Here is a 13,669-nt window from a genome sequence, read left to right as displayed (position 1 = left end):
TGATTGTCATGTCGACTTCAGAAGATTTTAATCTCGAGTATGGCGAGCTTCTTGTTGCCGCAACCGAGATTCAGATATGGATTGAAGAGTACCGCAGATTACTCGAGTCTGAGGTTGACGCTTTTGAATTTTTCGACTACTCGATGATCGGTCTCCAATAAAGTCATGAAGGGATGCTGTTGAGTGCATCATGTTTTCAACAGTTTTTAGTTGTTATGTCGTAATAATGAATTTGTCTGGCTAGTGCGCGGATTGTTCCAAAAGCGATCGTCTCTAGTTTAAATGTAGTGATTGATTCTTTCTCGTTACCCTTGAAATGAACCACTAATGGTTACTAATATGTCGGATTACACCCCACCTCTCTGGTCTCCGCAGACTCAGGCCGAGCAAGAGATGATTGACTGGTTAGAGTATGACGCAGCACAAGGTTGGGTCATTGCTTTGCTAAAGCTTGAGCGAGAAGACTTTGATTTAGATCTTTTTCTGTATGACAAGTCTGAGTAGTAAAAGTATGTGATTGTTGTTTCTGATTGTCTTGGCTTTTTGAGTTAATGCCCGCTGTATCGTGAACTATTCATTGACTTGTTTTTTTGTGATAGTGCTCGTGTTTAAAATGCTTCTGCCATCACCCGAGATCCAAACTCTTGTGATCGTTTTTGGCTCTTGATTCATTTGTTCCCATCCTGGCTCTCCGCCTGGTACTTGAAATTGGAATCCTTCAACACTGGCGTGCGTAAGGCATGGGTTATCCACTGCACTCGTAAACATGCATAATCCTGGCCTGTAAATTCTCAAACCACCGTTGAACGATATGACGGATCCGCGAGCCAGATTAATGGCACGGCGAGCTGCCAGTGGATTGTTGCGTGGATACACATTGACCTGTTCTTGGGTTTGTTTCGCTAAGTCTTCCCACGGCTCTTTCTTATAGTTTGTTGCATTTCTGGTCTCCTTTGGCTCTATAGCCTTCGTGTCGACGTTTTCCTCCGAGATTTTTTTGCAACTCACTTCTTCTGTGCTTAAGTCGACGCTGCTTGCAGCCACCGGTTTGTTGGTTGCACGCTCAAAGCATTGATAGGCCACATTGAGTTCATTAGCTAGAAGATTATTGGTGGTCGTACTGCAGCAAAGAAGGCTCAACACAGCAAGCTTTAAATTCATGACCTCAAGATCAGTTCAGACAGTTTACTCGCTGCCTTGTTCAAGATGTGTCAAGCTTCCGTGGCAGTTGTTTCATGCTGCTACTGGCTTGGTCTTTGTTCGTATTCCGGTGAATTCATTGTCTGTTGTATGTTTTGCGTAGTTTTTATACCTCTTTGTTTTGCCCATTTTCTTTCGGTTTGCTTGTGGCTTCTTTTTTGCGTCATCGTTAAAGTGGCGCAGTCACCAGATAACTGGCCATGCAAGCAATCGACCGAGACGTGATTTCTTTGCTCGTTATGCAGCAATTTATTGATGCGGTTGAGGGCGGTCGCTGGGATGAGGCCTCAATGGCTCTTTACAAGCTCGATACTGTCGGTGAACAGCAGTTGTTTGCTGACCTGTCTGCTGATGATGATTGCGATATGTCAGTCTTTGCTGCCTAGTCTTAGCCTCCAGTAAGTGTGGATGCCGACGCGAAATGTATGCCGGATGATTTAAGTTTTTTGCCATTCTTGGGCATGCTTCGAAAGTGCAAATTCATTGCAAAAGCTCATTTTCTTTGAGCGCATCCTTTTGATTCGTGTTTTTTGGACTTTGTTTTTCGGTGGGACTCTTGTCAATCTAGGCTGCTCGTGTCGGGCACTGAAAAACCTTTAGCAGCTTGCCCTCATCGGTTTGAAACTGTCCTGTTTTCATGCACTTGGTCTCCATCGGGGGGACTCGCATGCCGACGTGTGTCGTGTATGCATTTGAATCCTTCACTCGTGTGGTCATGGTTAGTGCGAAGGATATGAGGGAGAGTGCAATAGCGAGCAAGGCTTTCATTCTTGCGAAGCAAGGTTCACAAGTCTGGGTAGAAAGTTAGTCCATTGTGGTTTGTGCTCAAGTTGTGCGCACCTGCCCCGTGACCATGACAAATGGCACGTCTCGCTGGTTTGCCGTGCTGTTGCCAACGAACCCTTAACGGTTGCGGCGACCTGGGAGCACACTGGGCTGTGGTCCACAGCGCAAGGGCGACTGCATTCCAACCATGCCTTCACGCTTGAGGCGACGCACGACACCGGAGAATCCCTTGGCCGGTCTCACGGAGGCTCAGGCACTTGGCCTTCAAGCAGTGCTGGCTGAGAGACGAGCTGCGACGGAGTGGTCATGGAGTTTCCCTGTGCTTTTGAGAGATCGCTGCTGGCTGCGTCTCGACCGCATCCCCCTTCGGCAGCTGCAAACGGTCCTTCCCCCCGATGCTCGTGAGGAGGCTCCAGAGCTGATGCACTACCGCCGGCTTTTGGCCGATGGTGTGAACCCGCTGGTTGCACAGCAGCTCTGCTGGCATGACTTCGGCATGGAGGACTGCCAGCGAGCTCTGCACGACTACTGGCAAAGCCAGGAGTGTCATCACCATGGCTGGACTGCCAGCCGATACCGAGAGCTTGTGGGGGCGTATCGGGAGCGGTTTGTGCGCGGTGTGATGAGCGTTCCCATGCTTGTTTTGGCGCGCACAGGCAGTTGTGAATCGCACCAACTCCACTGGATCAGCGACTCTTCCTCTTGACCTTTACTCCCAGGTCACCGTGCATCGGTACAGCGTTTCTCCACCGATCCCTCCGGCCTGAGTGTCTTGGCAGGAGGTGTCCGTCACTGTTTTCCCCTCCGGAACCTTGCCCATGGCGCGATTGATGGCCACATCCTGATCCACCGATTGGACTGTGGCTGATCCCGCGTGGGCAGTGCGTGCTGTTGTGCAAGCCAGAAAAAAGACTGAAAAAAAGGGAAGGATTCGTTGGAGCTTGAGCATGGGAGATGAACCTTTATGCGATTGGCGACTTTGGGTAGCTGTTGATCAGCAGTCGTACTCGATGTGATGGAGGCGCTCGCGTCGCTGGATGTCGTCGTCGCGCATCCAGGCTTCGATGTACTCCTGTTGTGCTCTTCGAGCTGGCTTGCTACTTGGTTTCAAGCCGGCATTGCGCGGCCCCGTGTTCGTTGTCGCCATGGGTGATCACGATCACTGTGCACACCCTTCAAATCCAAGGCGTTTTCGTCAATGAGTATTCACCGCCATTCGCCAGATGTTCATGCAAGGCTGATGGTCTGATATCTGAACGATCGGTGCTCGATCATCCCGATGCCGTTTCCCTCGCTCTGTTTGCCGTGGGCCTGGCCTCCACAGGCACGGTGTTGTGGGTGTCATCGCGTCGGGTGGATCGCAAAGAACGGGAGCGTTCCCAATTCATGCGCATGCGCTCACGCTTGAATCAACTCATGCGTGAGCGTTCCTAAGCCTTGACCCTTCTGTTTGCTGCCGGTGCCTTGATCGCCATGTTGTCGCTGACGCAGTTTCTGGTGCGACGCTCAATGGATGACGGGCAGGGGTCGAACTGAGCTCGCTCAGCGTTTGGCCAATCCCCGACCGTTGCCGATCAAGCCGGCATCGATCACCAAGCCGATGGCCACCACCAGCAGGCCACTGAAGCTGCCCAGTCCTCCGAATGAGGCCTGCGCAAAGCACACACCTAGGGTTGTGGTGGGGAGAAACAACACACCCAGTAGGGGAAGAATCGGGTTGGGGATCGGCAGATCTGCGAACGGTGCGAGCACAAACAGCGGACTGAATACCCACAGCAGAATCAGGATCAGCCTTGGCGCAAGCAATCCCAGTGCAGCTAGAAGGCACATCAGCCGGCACCCACCACTTCAAACGTGCCGCTGCTGGTGACCGAGAGAATCACCCAGAGCACCACCACGCTCGCCGCCACCAACACCACCGGCCAGATCTCACCATCGGGGTTCATGGCCACTAACCACGGATAGCTTTCTTCTAGCAGGCTCTTTTCAACGTGTCCCCTCCAGGGGCCGGAATGCTGTTTCGCGGGTGAAGAACACTGCTGTGATCAAGGTGATCAGCCCTGCCAGCGCAACCCAGGCGCCTGGCAGCAGGGGATTGCCGGTGCGGCTGATCAACCAAGTGGAGATCAAGGGCGTGGTGCCTCCGAAATAACCCTCGGCAAGGTTGAAGGCCACGGCCAGACCGGTGCAGCGCACGGCGGCGGGCATCAGTTCCACGTTGGCTGGATTCTTGCCGCCAGCGAGCAGGGCGACCGCCACGGTGAGGCCGAGTTCTCCGCGCAGCACCAGCTGCGGATCCCCGCTGTGCATCAGATCAAAAAACGACAGGGCACCGAAACACATCAAGGCCGATCCGCTGATCAGCATCGGTTTGCGCCCGATGCGATCCGACAGCCAGGCTGCGATCGGGTAGAGCAGAAGCAAGACGCCAAGAACGCCGGTGTTAAGGCTCAGTGCCGTGGCGTCGCTGAGCTTGTCGATGTCTTCCAGATAGCTCACGGCATACACGAAGGCGGCGTAGTAGCCCACGCTGCTGGCGATGTTCAGGGCCATCACCTGCAACACCTGCAATCGGTACCGTCCGAATGTCTCCCGCACCGGTGCCTTCACCTGCGGTTCGATCACCTCAGCACCGATTCCCTGGCGAATCACTATGCCGGTGAAGGCCACGAGTGCCCCCAGCAGGAAGGGCAATCGCCAACCCCAACTCCCCAACTGATCGGGGGTCAGGGTGTGGGCGAGTAAGTCCCCGAAGCCCGATCCCAGCAGCATGCCCAGCACGGAGCCCCACAGGCCCCAGATCGCGTAGAACCCCCGCTGGCGTTGGGGTGCCTGTTCGCTCAGGAAGATGATCGAGCTGGTGTATTCGCCGCCAACGGACAGCCCTTGGATCAACCGCAGCACCACCACGGCAATCGGTGCCGCCACACCGATCTGTTGATGGGTTGGCAGCACGCCCATCAGCACCGTTGGGATCGCCATCGCCATCACCGAGAGGCTGAGGGCGCGGCGACGACCGAACAGGTCGCCGATGCGGCCGAACACCACACCGCCCAGGGGACGCACCAGAAAGCCTGCGGCAAAGGCACCAAAGGCTCCGATCAAAGAGCTGGCAGGGTCGCTGGATGGGAAGAACTCACGGCCGATCACCGTGGCGAAGTAGCCGTATACCGCGAAGTCGTACCACTCCATCACGTTGCCGATCAGGCCGGCCAGGAGCACGCGGGTGGCGTTGGCTGTCGGCTTCGTTGTCGTCATTGCGGGTCGTCGGCGATGTCGTGCAAGCGGTCGATCAGCAGGTCCACGTCAGTGTCCACGCCGCCGTCTTCCGCCCAGGCTTCCGGGACGTGTTTGGCCTGCACCAATTCATTCAGCTTTTCGCCGTTACGCCGTTGCAGGTTGGTGCTGGTGTCGGCAACGGCTCTCACGTTGGTTTGCATCTCGCCGATGAGGTGGCAGGCGATCGTGCGCCGGTGCGGTGCCGAGCGGTGTTCCCAGAGATACACGGCCTGCCAGGTTCCGAGCAGCAGTTGGCCGTTCTCCACACTCAGGCTCAGGGTTTGCTGGGTGAGCGCGGTGCGGATGTGGGCCGGCATGTCGTCGTTGCCTTCGTCGTCATGCAGGTAACGTCGACGTTGGCCGTCGGCGTCAAGAGGTCCTGCGCCATCCTGGGGAACGATCGCGTCCATCCAGGCCGCGAGATCCAGCAGCACCCGCGGGTCGGCGTTTTCATTGATGGTGAGGCTGCAACTGGTGTGCAGACAACTGAGATGCACAACGCCGCATTGCATCCGGGTGCTGCGGATCCATTCGCTTAGCGACCCATCGATGCGGGTGAAGCCCGAACCTTGGGTTTGGATCTCCAGTCGGCTGAGCGCTTGATCCAGCGCCATTGACGTTCTGTTCCGGTTCTTCTCGCTCTAGCCAGGGCTCGGGGCGAGGGGAATGGCTTCACCCACGGTGGGGGTGATCAGCGCGCAGCCTTCAGTGACCTCGGGGCTGGCTTCTGATACACCGCCGGCTTCCAGCGCTTTGCTAATCAGGCCAGTGAAGCGCACGTCTCCGCCTGTGGTGCTTGCCAGCACCTGTTGCGGCTGGAAGCGGCTGATCAGATCCGGCATCACGCTGGCGCCGGTGATGAAGTTGCCCACCAAGGGCAGGCCTAAATCGACCACTGGCGTGATCACCGTCTGCACGGGGCGCTCGTCCACGGAGGAATCCAGCACTCCATGGGGTTCGAGGTAGAGCGACCCACCAGGCCAGTCGAGCAAGTATCCGTTCTCTACGGCCGGAACAGCAGCGCCGGCGGTGGCGCGAATCTGCAAGGGGCCCCGTTCTGTTCTTTCTCCAGGGTTGAGCGCTTCCACGGAAGTGAAGCCCAGCCGCTTCGCCACTTTGGCCGCAGCGGCCGACCCGACCACGGGCAGGTCTTTGCTCAGCATCGAGAGTGTTTCCGGATGGGCGTGATCCTGAAGGCCCTGCGTGAGCAGCAGCAGATCAATGCACTCAGGCACAGGCTGCATCGTGGGCATTTCACCTTTCAGCAGCCAGGGGCCAGGGGGGAACACCAGAGGGCCAACCAGCCAGGGGTCCACCAGCACGCGAAACCCTGCAACATCGAGACACCAGCCATTGGCGCCGAGGTAAGTGGCTGTTGCGGTCATGGGTGGTTCGTCATCTACGAAAACCGTAGGGGCTTAACCCCTCACGGCGAGAGCCACCCCCGCCACCGCCAGCGCTGAGGCCAACCATCCTGAGGTGCGGGGATGATCGCCTTCCGCCCGGGCCACCAACAGCGCCATCACTGGTGCGGTGCTGAGCACGGTGATGCCCATACCCAAGGGCAGGCGTTGCAACACCACCTGCTGCAGAAGGATCCCCAGAATGGTGCCCAGGCCTGTGGCCAGGAGCACCCGTGGCCAACGGGCAATTTTGGGGCGTGGCTGCGGAAACGCCCGATTGAATCGCAACCAGGGAAGCAGCAGCAGCAAGCCACCGAGCAGCCTGGCGGAGGCACTCTGGATCGGGTTCAGATCCGTGGTTAGCAGTACGTTGCGGGAGACCGCTGCTCCGGTCACGCCGCAGATCACCGCCGCCAGGGCCATGGTCAGCCCGGTGATCTGTGCGCGCGTGCTTCGGTCGTTTTGGCTGGTGCCATCCGGGGGTTGTTGCCGGGCCACCAGCACCACGGACACGGTGACCATCAACGTGCCGAGCCAGGCCAGGCTTGAGAGCCGTTCCCCCATCACCAGCAGACCACCGCTGGCAGCGGCCAGAGGAGACAGTGATTCGAGGGTGAGGGTGCGGCGGGTACCCAGACGCCGCAATGCAGCCAGGTAAAAGCTGTCCCCAAGCGAGATCCCGATCCCGCCACTGATCAGCAGCAGCAACAAGCCGGGGACTTCCTGGTGCCAAGGGAGACGCATCAGCACGGGCAGCAGCGCCAAGCAAGCGATGGCGTTCTTGAGGCCATTGAGCTGCAGGGCGCTTAGGGATGTGGCCAGTCCCCGCCAGAGGCTGCTGGCCAGGGTCCAGGCCAATGCTGCGATAAGCCCGGCAACAACACCCATTCAGCGTTTGCGCTGGAGTAGCTGGCCCACGAGCAAGCCGATCACAAGCGCTCCGGCTCCATGGCCTTGAAGAAGCGTGAGGCCAAGCACCAATCCCAGCAGGGGCGAGTTGAGCAGAACAGACAAGCTGCCGCCTACAACGCCGGAACTCCAGCTCTGCAGGCCTCCGAGAAAGGGCAGGCATTCGTGCAGCCCCATGCCCAGGGCGCTGCTGGCCAGGATCACAGGGAAGAATTGCCCGCCTTTCCAGCCGGTTTCCAGGCAAAGGCCCACCAACAGCAGTTTGAAAAGCGCGGACATCAGCAGCATGCCCGTGCTCAGCGACCAGGCGCCAAGCACCAGAGGCTTGAGCTGGTTCTCTCCGGAGAACACCGACAGTGGCAGGGCCCAGAGGCTGAAGCCGAGGATCGCACCGGTCAGCACCGGGGTGAACCAAACACGTTCCTGCAGAGACAGTGACCGCAGCCAATGGCGCCAACGACCCAGCAGCACACCGCTGCAACAACCCACGAGTCCGGCCAGAACTGCGGCGACCAGGGCCCCGAGCCACTGCTCCTGATCCACGGGCCAGTCGTAGGGCACCCCGCGCAGGCCGCCGCCTAGATCGCTCAATCCTCTGAATGCCACGAAGCCAGCCACACCGCCGAGGGTGGCTGGAAGCCAGCGCCAGAGCAGCTGCCAGCGCCGGCCGGCCAGCGCTGCCCCGCCCACGAGGGGGGAATGGAACAACCCCAGCGTCCCGGCCATCGCCGCTGCCACCAGGTCACGGTCCGCGCCCCGCCAGATGCGATGGCTGGCCACCGCAATCAACCGGGTCATCAGTGCTTCCGGGCCGAGGGTGCCGCCGCCGATCAACGCCAACCCTCCGCCGAGCAGCTGGCGTGCCCCCTCGTTGGTCTGCAGGCCATCAGACTGGCGCAGCTCGGTGAGGGTCTCCACCATTTCCGGCAGGGCGCTGGCGGGGCGGTGCCGTTGCAGCAGGCTGATGGCCAGGCCGATTCCGCTGCACCAGAGCAGACACCAGAGCAGGGGACGCTGTGATGGCAACCCCTCCAGCACTGCCGAACCCCACACCCATCCCTGCAGGGTCAGGACAATCCACACCACCACGGCGGCTAGTGCTCCGCCTGCCGCACCGGCCAGCAGGGCCCGCAGGCTGCCCCGCAGCAGGGAGTGGCGGGGTGAGGGTGGAGGGACGGTCACCAGTGAGGATCGGTGGCCAGTTCCACCGTCAATTGACCGGATGCTGGCGCAGGCACGGTGCTGATGCAGGCTCTCACCACGGTGCCGTTCACCTCGATTTCGCAGGCGCCGCAACTGCCACCCAGGCATCCGGTGGGAATGTGTACTCCCGCCTCCCGGCTGGCGACCAGCCAGTCCTGCCCCTTGGGGCAGCGGCTGCGCCGGCCATCCGGCCACTGGATGGACACCGTCACCGACTCCGAAGGCATACCGGGTTTCACAGCAGCGGCTCCAGGTTCACATGGGTTTCAAAGGCATCGGCCAGGCGATCGAGCAGGGCATCCCGTTGGCGGCTGTGATGCGGCTGCTGTTCACTGAGCAGCTCCAGGCCCCGCCGGACGCGCAGCTGATTGAGCCAGCGGCGCCGCCAGGGTCCGTTGTCGAAAATGCCATGGAGATAGGTGCCAGCGGCGATGCCTCCCTGGTCTCCGCAGCGGGCCACCCAACCCAGCGATGGGTCCTCGCAGAGGTTGCTGCAGGGTTCGAGTGCATGCGTGTGGCCGCGATGAAGCTCGAATCCCTCCACGCTGAGTGTGGGTTGGTGTTCAGGCCAGTGCACGCTGCTCTGCCGGTGGCGCAGGGCTTTCTCACCACCGAAGCGTGTGCGCAGGGGCAGGAGTCCGAGGCCGGCCATGGCGCCGTTGCTGCCGGCGGGAGCCTGGCCTTCCAGGCCGTCTGGATCCTCCAGTTCCTGGCCGAGCATCTGCAGGCCGCCGCAGACGCCGAAGACGGCACCGCCTGAACGGGCAAAGCGCTGCACGGCGCTGCCCAATCCACTGCTGTGCAAGCGGTCCAGATCGCGCAGGGTCTGCTTGCTGCCGGGAATCACCACCGCATCGGGTGTCCCTAGGGGTTCGCCAGGTTCCACCCAGCGAAGCTGCACCGTTGGCTCTGCTTCCAGAGGATCGAGGTCGGAAAAATTGCTGAGCGATGGCAGCTTCAGCACAGCGATCTCCAGATCGGCGCCGCGTTTACGGCCGCGGCGCTCGAGCAGGTCGAGGGAGTCTTCTGGTGGAAACAGTTCATCCAGCCAAGGCATCACCCCCAGCACGGGGATGCCGGTGTGTTGCTCGAGCCAGTGCCGACCTTCATCGAACAGTTCGCGGCGACCGCGGAAGCGGTTGATCAGCAAACCGCCAATCAAGGGACGCTCCACGGGCCTAAGCAGAGCCAGGGTGCCCACGATCTGGGCGAACACACCGCCGCGTTCGATGTCGGCCACCAGAAGGCAACGGGCCCGCAGGTATTGGGCCAGACGCAGGTTGGTGAGGTCGCGCGCCTGAAGGTTCACTTCCACGGGACTGCCCGCTCCCTCGAGCACGAGCAGCCCCTCGGGGTGCTGGACCTCCAAGGTGTGCAGGCCCTGGCGGATGGCGGCCCAGCCGGGCCGGAACCAGTCGCGGTAATAGTGCTCAGCGCGGCAGGTGCCCACCGAACGGCCCAGGTGGATCACCTCGCTCGTGCTGTCGCCCTGGGGTTTGAGCAACACCGGATTCATGGCGCATTCGGGTTCCCGTCCTGCGGCCCAGGCCTGGAGTGCCTGGGAGTAGGCCATTTCCCCGCCACCTGGGTCCACCCAGGCGTTGTTGCTCATGTTCTGGCCCTTGAAGGGGAGGGGGGTCTCTCCCCGCCGTTTCAGCACCCGGCACAGGGCTGCGGTCATCAGCGATTTCCCCGCTCCACTGCTGGTGCCGAGCACCATGAGCGGGGTGTGGGTTCGCGCCTGGCTCACGGCTGCCTTGCGGAGGGTGCTGCAGCGAAGCATCGCAGCGCGTCTGGGAATCGAGCGACGTTCACCAGCGCGGGCGGCGACGCCGGCACCAGTGCATCACTCGACTCAGGAGGCCGGCAGCAGGAATCTCTTCGGGCCAGTCAGCCAGAACATCCCGGCCCAGAGGCGTGATTCGCACCCGCTCGGTGAGCCCCTGACCATCCACTTCGCGCCGCAGAACCCCCAGTTGGATCAGCCAGATGAGCAACGTTTCGGTGTCTCCTGCTCCCAGCCGCTGGGTGGTGTTGTCGCGCCAGTCAGGGCGTTTGGCCAGCTCCTTGCTGCTTTGGGCACTCTCGTCCAGGAGCCGGTAGAAGCTGCGCCGGAACGGCAGGCAGCGCACGGCCTGGCGGGCCCGCCGCAGGGCGTGCTGGGTGAGTTCGCTGGGGTCCTGGGCGATCACGCGCATGCTGCTGACGCTGTCATTCTCGGGGTCTGCAGCGTTCTCTGAGGCCCCATGCTTCTGCTGGCTTCCGCATCCCCGGCTCGCCGTCGTCTGTTGGAGCAGGCCTGCATCCCCCATCGGGTTCAGGTGAGTGGGGTGGATGAAGACGGCATTCACCATCCCCAACCAGCACACCTCGTGTGCCTGCTGGCTGAGGCCAAGGCCAAAGCGGTGCATGCTCAGCTCATGGATCCAACCATCCATGCCGTGTTGGGGTGTGACTCCGTGCTGGCGTTTGAAGGCGAGGTGTTCGGCAAACCCGCTGATGCCGAGGAAGCCAAAGCGCGGTGGCAACGGATGCGGGGCCATTGGGGCGACTTGCATACCGGGCACTGTTTGATCGCGACGTCGCCAGCGACCGCGATCTCCAGCCAATGCCAATGCGTCACCACGCGGGTGTTGTTTGCTGATCTGAGTGATGCGGAGATCGACGCCTACGTGAGCAGTGGTGAGCCGTTGCAATGCGCCGGAGGATTTGCGTTGGAAGGGCGGGGCGGGTGCGTCGTTGAGCGCCTTAACGGCTGTTATTCCAACGTGATCGGGCTCAGCCTGCCCTTGCTGCGCCGTTGGTTACCGCAGAACTCTTGAGCGTCAATGGGTTGCGATGCCATTTTTCTTTTGCCGTAGCTAAAGCGAAAGCAGGCCCTTCTCACACCCTTGGCCATGCATCGTTTTCTGCTTCCCGGACTCGGCGCTTTGCTTCTTTCCGGAACCCTTGCCCTCAGTGCTTCCGCCATGGAGCCTCTCGCCATCAGCGCCACAGATCAGGCCGACTCGTCTCTGGTTCTCAGCGCTGAGCAGGCTTACTTCGCTGAATCCAGTGACGACTGGAGCCGTTCCGTGCAGGGCTTCCGTCTGCCAGCCGGTGGGGACCAGAAGCATCAGCCGCCGAGCGGCCATACCCTGCTGGACATGAGTTTCTGATTACGCACCCTTGTTGCGCTGCTTTCGCCGATCCTTCAGAGCAGCGTTGCTGGCGTTGCTGGCTGTGGTGTTGTCCATGGCCATTCCTTCTCTGGCCGCACCCTCCAGCGGACCATCAGGCTTCGGGGTTCCTGGTTTCAATGTCGATCTCCTGAATCGCACCCAGCCGGAACGGGGGCTTTCCGTTGGCAAGTACGAACTGGCGAAGGTGAACATCCTCGGTGTTCCGGCCATCTCCGTGTCGAGTTCGGTGCTGAACAGCGATGGTGGATCGCCTGCGGCCCGGCAACGCGCTGCCGTGATCGAAGGCAACCTGCGCCTCCTCTACGACCCCAGCCAGCTGTGCAGTCAAGGGGAACGCTTGAGTGAATGGCTGCTCGACAGTGTGTTGGGCGGCGAGACCAACGTCTGCACCGCGGGTCTCGGCCCTGGCATGGCCTTGAGTGACCGTCCGGTCAGGCTTGAGATCGTCTCCGACGGCAAAGGCAACCAGACGCTCGAGGCACTCCTTGCTGATCGCCAGCGCGCTTTCCCGCTGTTGTCGGTGACGGAAGCGGACGCAGAGATCAACGGCGTCACCACCGAGCAGTTGGCCAAGCGCTGGCGCACGATCCTGGAGAGCCGGATCAACCATGCGCGCTCGACCCTGCGGCCGCAGCAGCTAGCCCTGCGCTGGCGGATCACCTTGGTGGTGGAGCTTCTCCTGCTCGGGTTGATTGCGGTGTCGCTGTTGGCCTGGAGTCGCTTGCGGCGCAAGGTGTCGCGTCTGCAACGCCAGCGCTTCAAGGAGGAGCATCGCCCTCGCTCTTTCGAAGTGCGCCTGCATCTCACCCACACCATCACCCGGGTGCTGATGGTGTGGGTGCTGTTCCTGCTGGTGATGATGGTTGGCCTCGGCGTGATGGCCGTTCCCGGGCAGATCCCCCTGGCGCTCGAGCTGTTGCTGCAACCGTCGTTTGCCTTGATCAAGGTGGGGGTGGTGACGATGGTGGGCTTGCTGGGCCGGGCGCTAAGCACGTTTCTGCTGCACCAATGGGCCGACAACGTCGATGTGATGGCCCAGGAGCGGGCGCGACGCGACCAGCGTTACCGCAGCCTGCTGCGTGTGATTCATCGCCTGATCGATGTGTCTTGCCTGCTGGTGGTTGGTCTGTGGGTGTTGCTTGATGTTCCCGGCGTGCGCACGGCGTCGATTTCGATCCTGCTGGCTGGTGGTGCGTTGTTGGGTGCCCTGGCCTTTGTGTTCCAGGGGCTCTTGCGCGACTTTGTCGCCGGCATGCTGGTGCTGATTGAGGATCGCTATGCCATCGGCGACTGGATTGAGATCGATGGCGTGGAAGGTGAGGTGGTGGATGTGGGCTTGTTCAGCACCCAGATCCGCTGCCTGGATCAGCGGGTCGACACGCTCGACAACAGCACGATCCGGCAGCTGCGGAACCACACGAAATTGCGATCAGGCAGTTTGGTCACCTTTGTGGTGTCGCATCGCCAGAGCTCCATTGACCAGGCCATTGCTCTCATTCGCGAGGAGATCGATCGGTTCGTGAATGACAGCGATTGGAATCACCGCTTGCTTGGTGAACCCGTGTTGCGGGGAGTGCGCCGGATCACTCCGCTCGGCACCCATCTGGAGGTGCTGCTGATCACCAAATCGGGTGGCCAATGGGTAAGCTAGCGCGAATTCCAGCTGCGCGTGCTGCGCCGCTTTGAAGCGGAAGGCGTGGTGCTCGC

The 13,669-nt window shown here is 60.6% G+C and carries 19 protein-coding genes; 6 read left to right on the top strand and 13 right to left on the bottom strand.

Going from position 1 to position 13,669, the window contains the following annotated elements:
• Nucleotides 1-570: 570 nt before the first annotated feature.
• Complete coding sequence (locus SynBMKMC1_RS09110; RefSeq protein WP_186471494.1) at nt 571-1,161, bottom strand: hypothetical protein; 591 nt, start codon at nt 1,159-1,161, stop codon at nt 571-573.
• A gap of 239 nt (nt 1,162-1,400) precedes the next feature.
• Here SynBMKMC1_RS09110 and SynBMKMC1_RS09105 point away from each other — a divergent pair, with 239 nt between their 5' ends.
• The gene (locus SynBMKMC1_RS09105) at nt 1,401-1,586 is read left to right on the top strand and encodes a hypothetical protein (RefSeq protein ID WP_186471493.1); all 186 of its coding nucleotides are present in this window, start codon (nt 1,401-1,403) and stop codon (nt 1,584-1,586) included.
• Nucleotides 1,587-2,173: 587 nt separating this feature from the next.
• Nucleotides 2,174-2,692, top strand: coding sequence for a hypothetical protein (locus SynBMKMC1_RS09100; RefSeq protein WP_186471492.1), 519 nt, complete (start codon nt 2,174-2,176; stop codon nt 2,690-2,692).
• Nucleotides 2,693-2,695: 3 nt separating this feature from the next.
• On the opposite strand, the gene SynBMKMC1_RS09095 is transcribed toward SynBMKMC1_RS09100, so the two are convergent.
• Both SynBMKMC1_RS09095 and SynBMKMC1_RS09090 read right to left on the bottom strand, forming a co-directional pair.
• Nucleotides 2,696-2,935, bottom strand: coding sequence for a hypothetical protein (locus tag SynBMKMC1_RS09095; RefSeq protein ID WP_186471491.1), 240 nt, complete (start codon nt 2,933-2,935; stop codon nt 2,696-2,698).
• 45 nt (nt 2,936-2,980) lie between these two features.
• Nucleotides 2,981-3,133 (bottom strand): hypothetical protein, encoded by a 153-nt coding sequence (locus SynBMKMC1_RS09090; protein WP_186471490.1) that lies wholly within the window; start codon nt 3,131-3,133, stop codon nt 2,981-2,983.
• 116 nt (nt 3,134-3,249) lie between these two features.
• On the opposite strand from SynBMKMC1_RS09090, the gene SynBMKMC1_RS09085 reads away from it, so the two are divergent.
• Entirely contained in the window at nt 3,250-3,420 is a 171-nt protein-coding gene (locus tag SynBMKMC1_RS09085; protein ID WP_186471489.1) for a hypothetical protein, read from the top strand.
• A 108-nt stretch (nt 3,421-3,528) separates the two neighbouring features.
• Here the strand turns inward: SynBMKMC1_RS09085 and SynBMKMC1_RS09080 are convergent, their stop codons facing one another.
• The 10 genes from SynBMKMC1_RS09080 to SynBMKMC1_RS09040 all read right to left on the bottom strand — a co-directional run bounded on the left by SynBMKMC1_RS09080 (nt 3,529) and on the right by SynBMKMC1_RS09040 (nt 10,978).
• Nucleotides 3,529-3,816, bottom strand: coding sequence for a hypothetical protein (locus tag SynBMKMC1_RS09080; RefSeq protein ID WP_186471488.1), 288 nt, complete (start codon nt 3,814-3,816; stop codon nt 3,529-3,531).
• A complete protein-coding gene (locus tag SynBMKMC1_RS14705) occupies nt 3,816-3,938 on the bottom strand; it encodes a hypothetical protein (RefSeq protein ID WP_255486138.1) in 123 nt (40 codons plus the stop codon). The genes SynBMKMC1_RS09080 and SynBMKMC1_RS14705 overlap by 1 nt, the downstream gene beginning before the upstream one ends.
• 34 nt (nt 3,939-3,972) lie before the next feature.
• The gene (locus SynBMKMC1_RS09075; RefSeq protein ID WP_011933563.1) at nt 3,973-5,244 is read right to left on the bottom strand and encodes an MFS transporter; all 1,272 of its coding nucleotides are present in this window, start codon (nt 5,242-5,244) and stop codon (nt 3,973-3,975) included.
• Nucleotides 5,241-5,879 (bottom strand): secondary thiamine-phosphate synthase enzyme YjbQ, encoded by a 639-nt coding sequence (locus SynBMKMC1_RS09070; RefSeq protein WP_186471487.1) that lies wholly within the window; start codon nt 5,877-5,879, stop codon nt 5,241-5,243. The genes SynBMKMC1_RS09075 and SynBMKMC1_RS09070 overlap by 4 nt, the downstream gene beginning before the upstream one ends.
• A gap of 27 nt (nt 5,880-5,906) precedes the next feature.
• The gene (locus tag SynBMKMC1_RS09065) at nt 5,907-6,650 is read right to left on the bottom strand and encodes an MBL fold metallo-hydrolase (RefSeq protein WP_186471486.1); all 744 of its coding nucleotides are present in this window, start codon (nt 6,648-6,650) and stop codon (nt 5,907-5,909) included.
• 33 nt (nt 6,651-6,683) lie between these two features.
• On the bottom strand, nt 6,684-7,556 hold the full coding sequence (locus SynBMKMC1_RS09060) for an EamA family transporter (protein ID WP_186471485.1): 873 nt from the start codon (nt 7,554-7,556) through the stop codon (nt 6,684-6,686).
• Nucleotides 7,557-8,759 carry a chloride channel protein gene (locus tag SynBMKMC1_RS09055; RefSeq protein ID WP_186471484.1) on the bottom strand — a complete coding sequence of 401 codons (1,203 nt, stop codon included), beginning with the start codon at nt 8,757-8,759 and terminating at the stop codon, nt 7,557-7,559.
• Complete coding sequence (locus SynBMKMC1_RS09050) at nt 8,756-9,007, bottom strand: 2Fe-2S iron-sulfur cluster-binding protein (protein WP_186471483.1); 252 nt, start codon at nt 9,005-9,007, stop codon at nt 8,756-8,758. The genes SynBMKMC1_RS09055 and SynBMKMC1_RS09050 overlap by 4 nt, the downstream gene beginning before the upstream one ends.
• An 8-nt stretch (nt 9,008-9,015) precedes the next feature.
• Nucleotides 9,016-10,500: a cobyric acid synthase gene (locus tag SynBMKMC1_RS09045; RefSeq protein WP_186473406.1), complete on the bottom strand. Its 1,485-nt coding sequence runs from the start codon at nt 10,498-10,500 to the stop codon at nt 9,016-9,018.
• A gap of 91 nt (nt 10,501-10,591) precedes the next feature.
• Nucleotides 10,592-10,978 carry an Npun_F0494 family protein gene (locus SynBMKMC1_RS09040; RefSeq protein ID WP_186471482.1) on the bottom strand — a complete coding sequence of 129 codons (387 nt, stop codon included), beginning with the start codon at nt 10,976-10,978 and terminating at the stop codon, nt 10,592-10,594.
• A 48-nt stretch (nt 10,979-11,026) separates the two neighbouring features.
• Between SynBMKMC1_RS09040 and SynBMKMC1_RS09035 the strand changes: the two genes are divergently transcribed.
• The 3 genes from SynBMKMC1_RS09035 (at nt 11,027) to SynBMKMC1_RS09025 (ending at nt 13,613) form a co-directional block, all read left to right on the top strand.
• Nucleotides 11,027-11,602: a nucleoside triphosphate pyrophosphatase gene (locus SynBMKMC1_RS09035; protein ID WP_186471481.1), complete on the top strand. Its 576-nt coding sequence runs from the start codon at nt 11,027-11,029 to the stop codon at nt 11,600-11,602.
• 75 nt (nt 11,603-11,677) lie between these two features.
• Nucleotides 11,678-11,938 carry a hypothetical protein gene (locus SynBMKMC1_RS09030; protein WP_186471480.1) on the top strand — a complete coding sequence of 87 codons (261 nt, stop codon included), beginning with the start codon at nt 11,678-11,680 and terminating at the stop codon, nt 11,936-11,938.
• Between the two features lie 10 nt (nt 11,939-11,948).
• Complete coding sequence (locus SynBMKMC1_RS09025; protein ID WP_255486133.1) at nt 11,949-13,613, top strand: mechanosensitive ion channel family protein; 1,665 nt, start codon at nt 11,949-11,951, stop codon at nt 13,611-13,613.
• Nucleotides 13,614-13,669: the final 56 nt, after the last annotated feature.

This window comes from Synechococcus sp. BMK-MC-1, from assembly GCF_014279955.1.
GTDB lineage: Bacteria > Cyanobacteriota > Cyanobacteriia > PCC-6307 > Cyanobiaceae > Synechococcus_C.
The sequence above is the reverse complement of the archived record's forward strand: the minus strand, read 5'-3'. Positions and strand labels throughout refer to the sequence as shown.

Coding starts and splice junctions, on each gene's coding strand:
- SynBMKMC1_RS09045 (WP_186473406.1), bottom strand. CDS start 10,500: ATGGTGCTCGGCACCAGCAGTGGAGCGGGGAAATCGCTGATGACCGCA.
- SynBMKMC1_RS09040 (WP_186471482.1), bottom strand. CDS start 10,978: ATGCGCGTGATCGCCCAGGACCCCAGCGAACTCACCCAGCACGCCCTG.
- SynBMKMC1_RS09030 (WP_186471480.1), top strand. CDS start 11,678: ATGCATCGTTTTCTGCTTCCCGGACTCGGCGCTTTGCTTCTTTCCGGA.
- SynBMKMC1_RS09100 (WP_186471492.1), top strand. CDS start 2,174: ATGCCTTCACGCTTGAGGCGACGCACGACACCGGAGAATCCCTTGGCC.
- SynBMKMC1_RS09060 (WP_186471485.1), bottom strand. CDS start 7,556: ATGGGTGTTGTTGCCGGGCTTATCGCAGCATTGGCCTGGACCCTGGCC.
- SynBMKMC1_RS09070 (WP_186471487.1), bottom strand. CDS start 5,879: ATGGCGCTGGATCAAGCGCTCAGCCGACTGGAGATCCAAACCCAAGGT.
- SynBMKMC1_RS09090 (WP_186471490.1), bottom strand. CDS start 3,133: ATGGCGACAACGAACACGGGGCCGCGCAATGCCGGCTTGAAACCAAGT.
- SynBMKMC1_RS09110 (WP_186471494.1), bottom strand. CDS start 1,161: ATGAATTTAAAGCTTGCTGTGTTGAGCCTTCTTTGCTGCAGTACGACC.
- SynBMKMC1_RS09075 (WP_011933563.1), bottom strand. CDS start 5,244: ATGACGACAACGAAGCCGACAGCCAACGCCACCCGCGTGCTCCTGGCC.
- SynBMKMC1_RS09095 (WP_186471491.1), bottom strand. CDS start 2,935: ATGCTCAAGCTCCAACGAATCCTTCCCTTTTTTTCAGTCTTTTTTCTG.
- SynBMKMC1_RS09050 (WP_186471483.1), bottom strand. CDS start 9,007: ATGCCTTCGGAGTCGGTGACGGTGTCCATCCAGTGGCCGGATGGCCGG.
- SynBMKMC1_RS09035 (WP_186471481.1), top strand. CDS start 11,027: ATGCTTCTGCTGGCTTCCGCATCCCCGGCTCGCCGTCGTCTGTTGGAG.
- SynBMKMC1_RS09105 (WP_186471493.1), top strand. CDS start 1,401: ATGCAAGCAATCGACCGAGACGTGATTTCTTTGCTCGTTATGCAGCAA.
- SynBMKMC1_RS09080 (WP_186471488.1), bottom strand. CDS start 3,816: ATGTGCCTTCTAGCTGCACTGGGATTGCTTGCGCCAAGGCTGATCCTG.
- SynBMKMC1_RS09065 (WP_186471486.1), bottom strand. CDS start 6,650: ATGACCGCAACAGCCACTTACCTCGGCGCCAATGGCTGGTGTCTCGAT.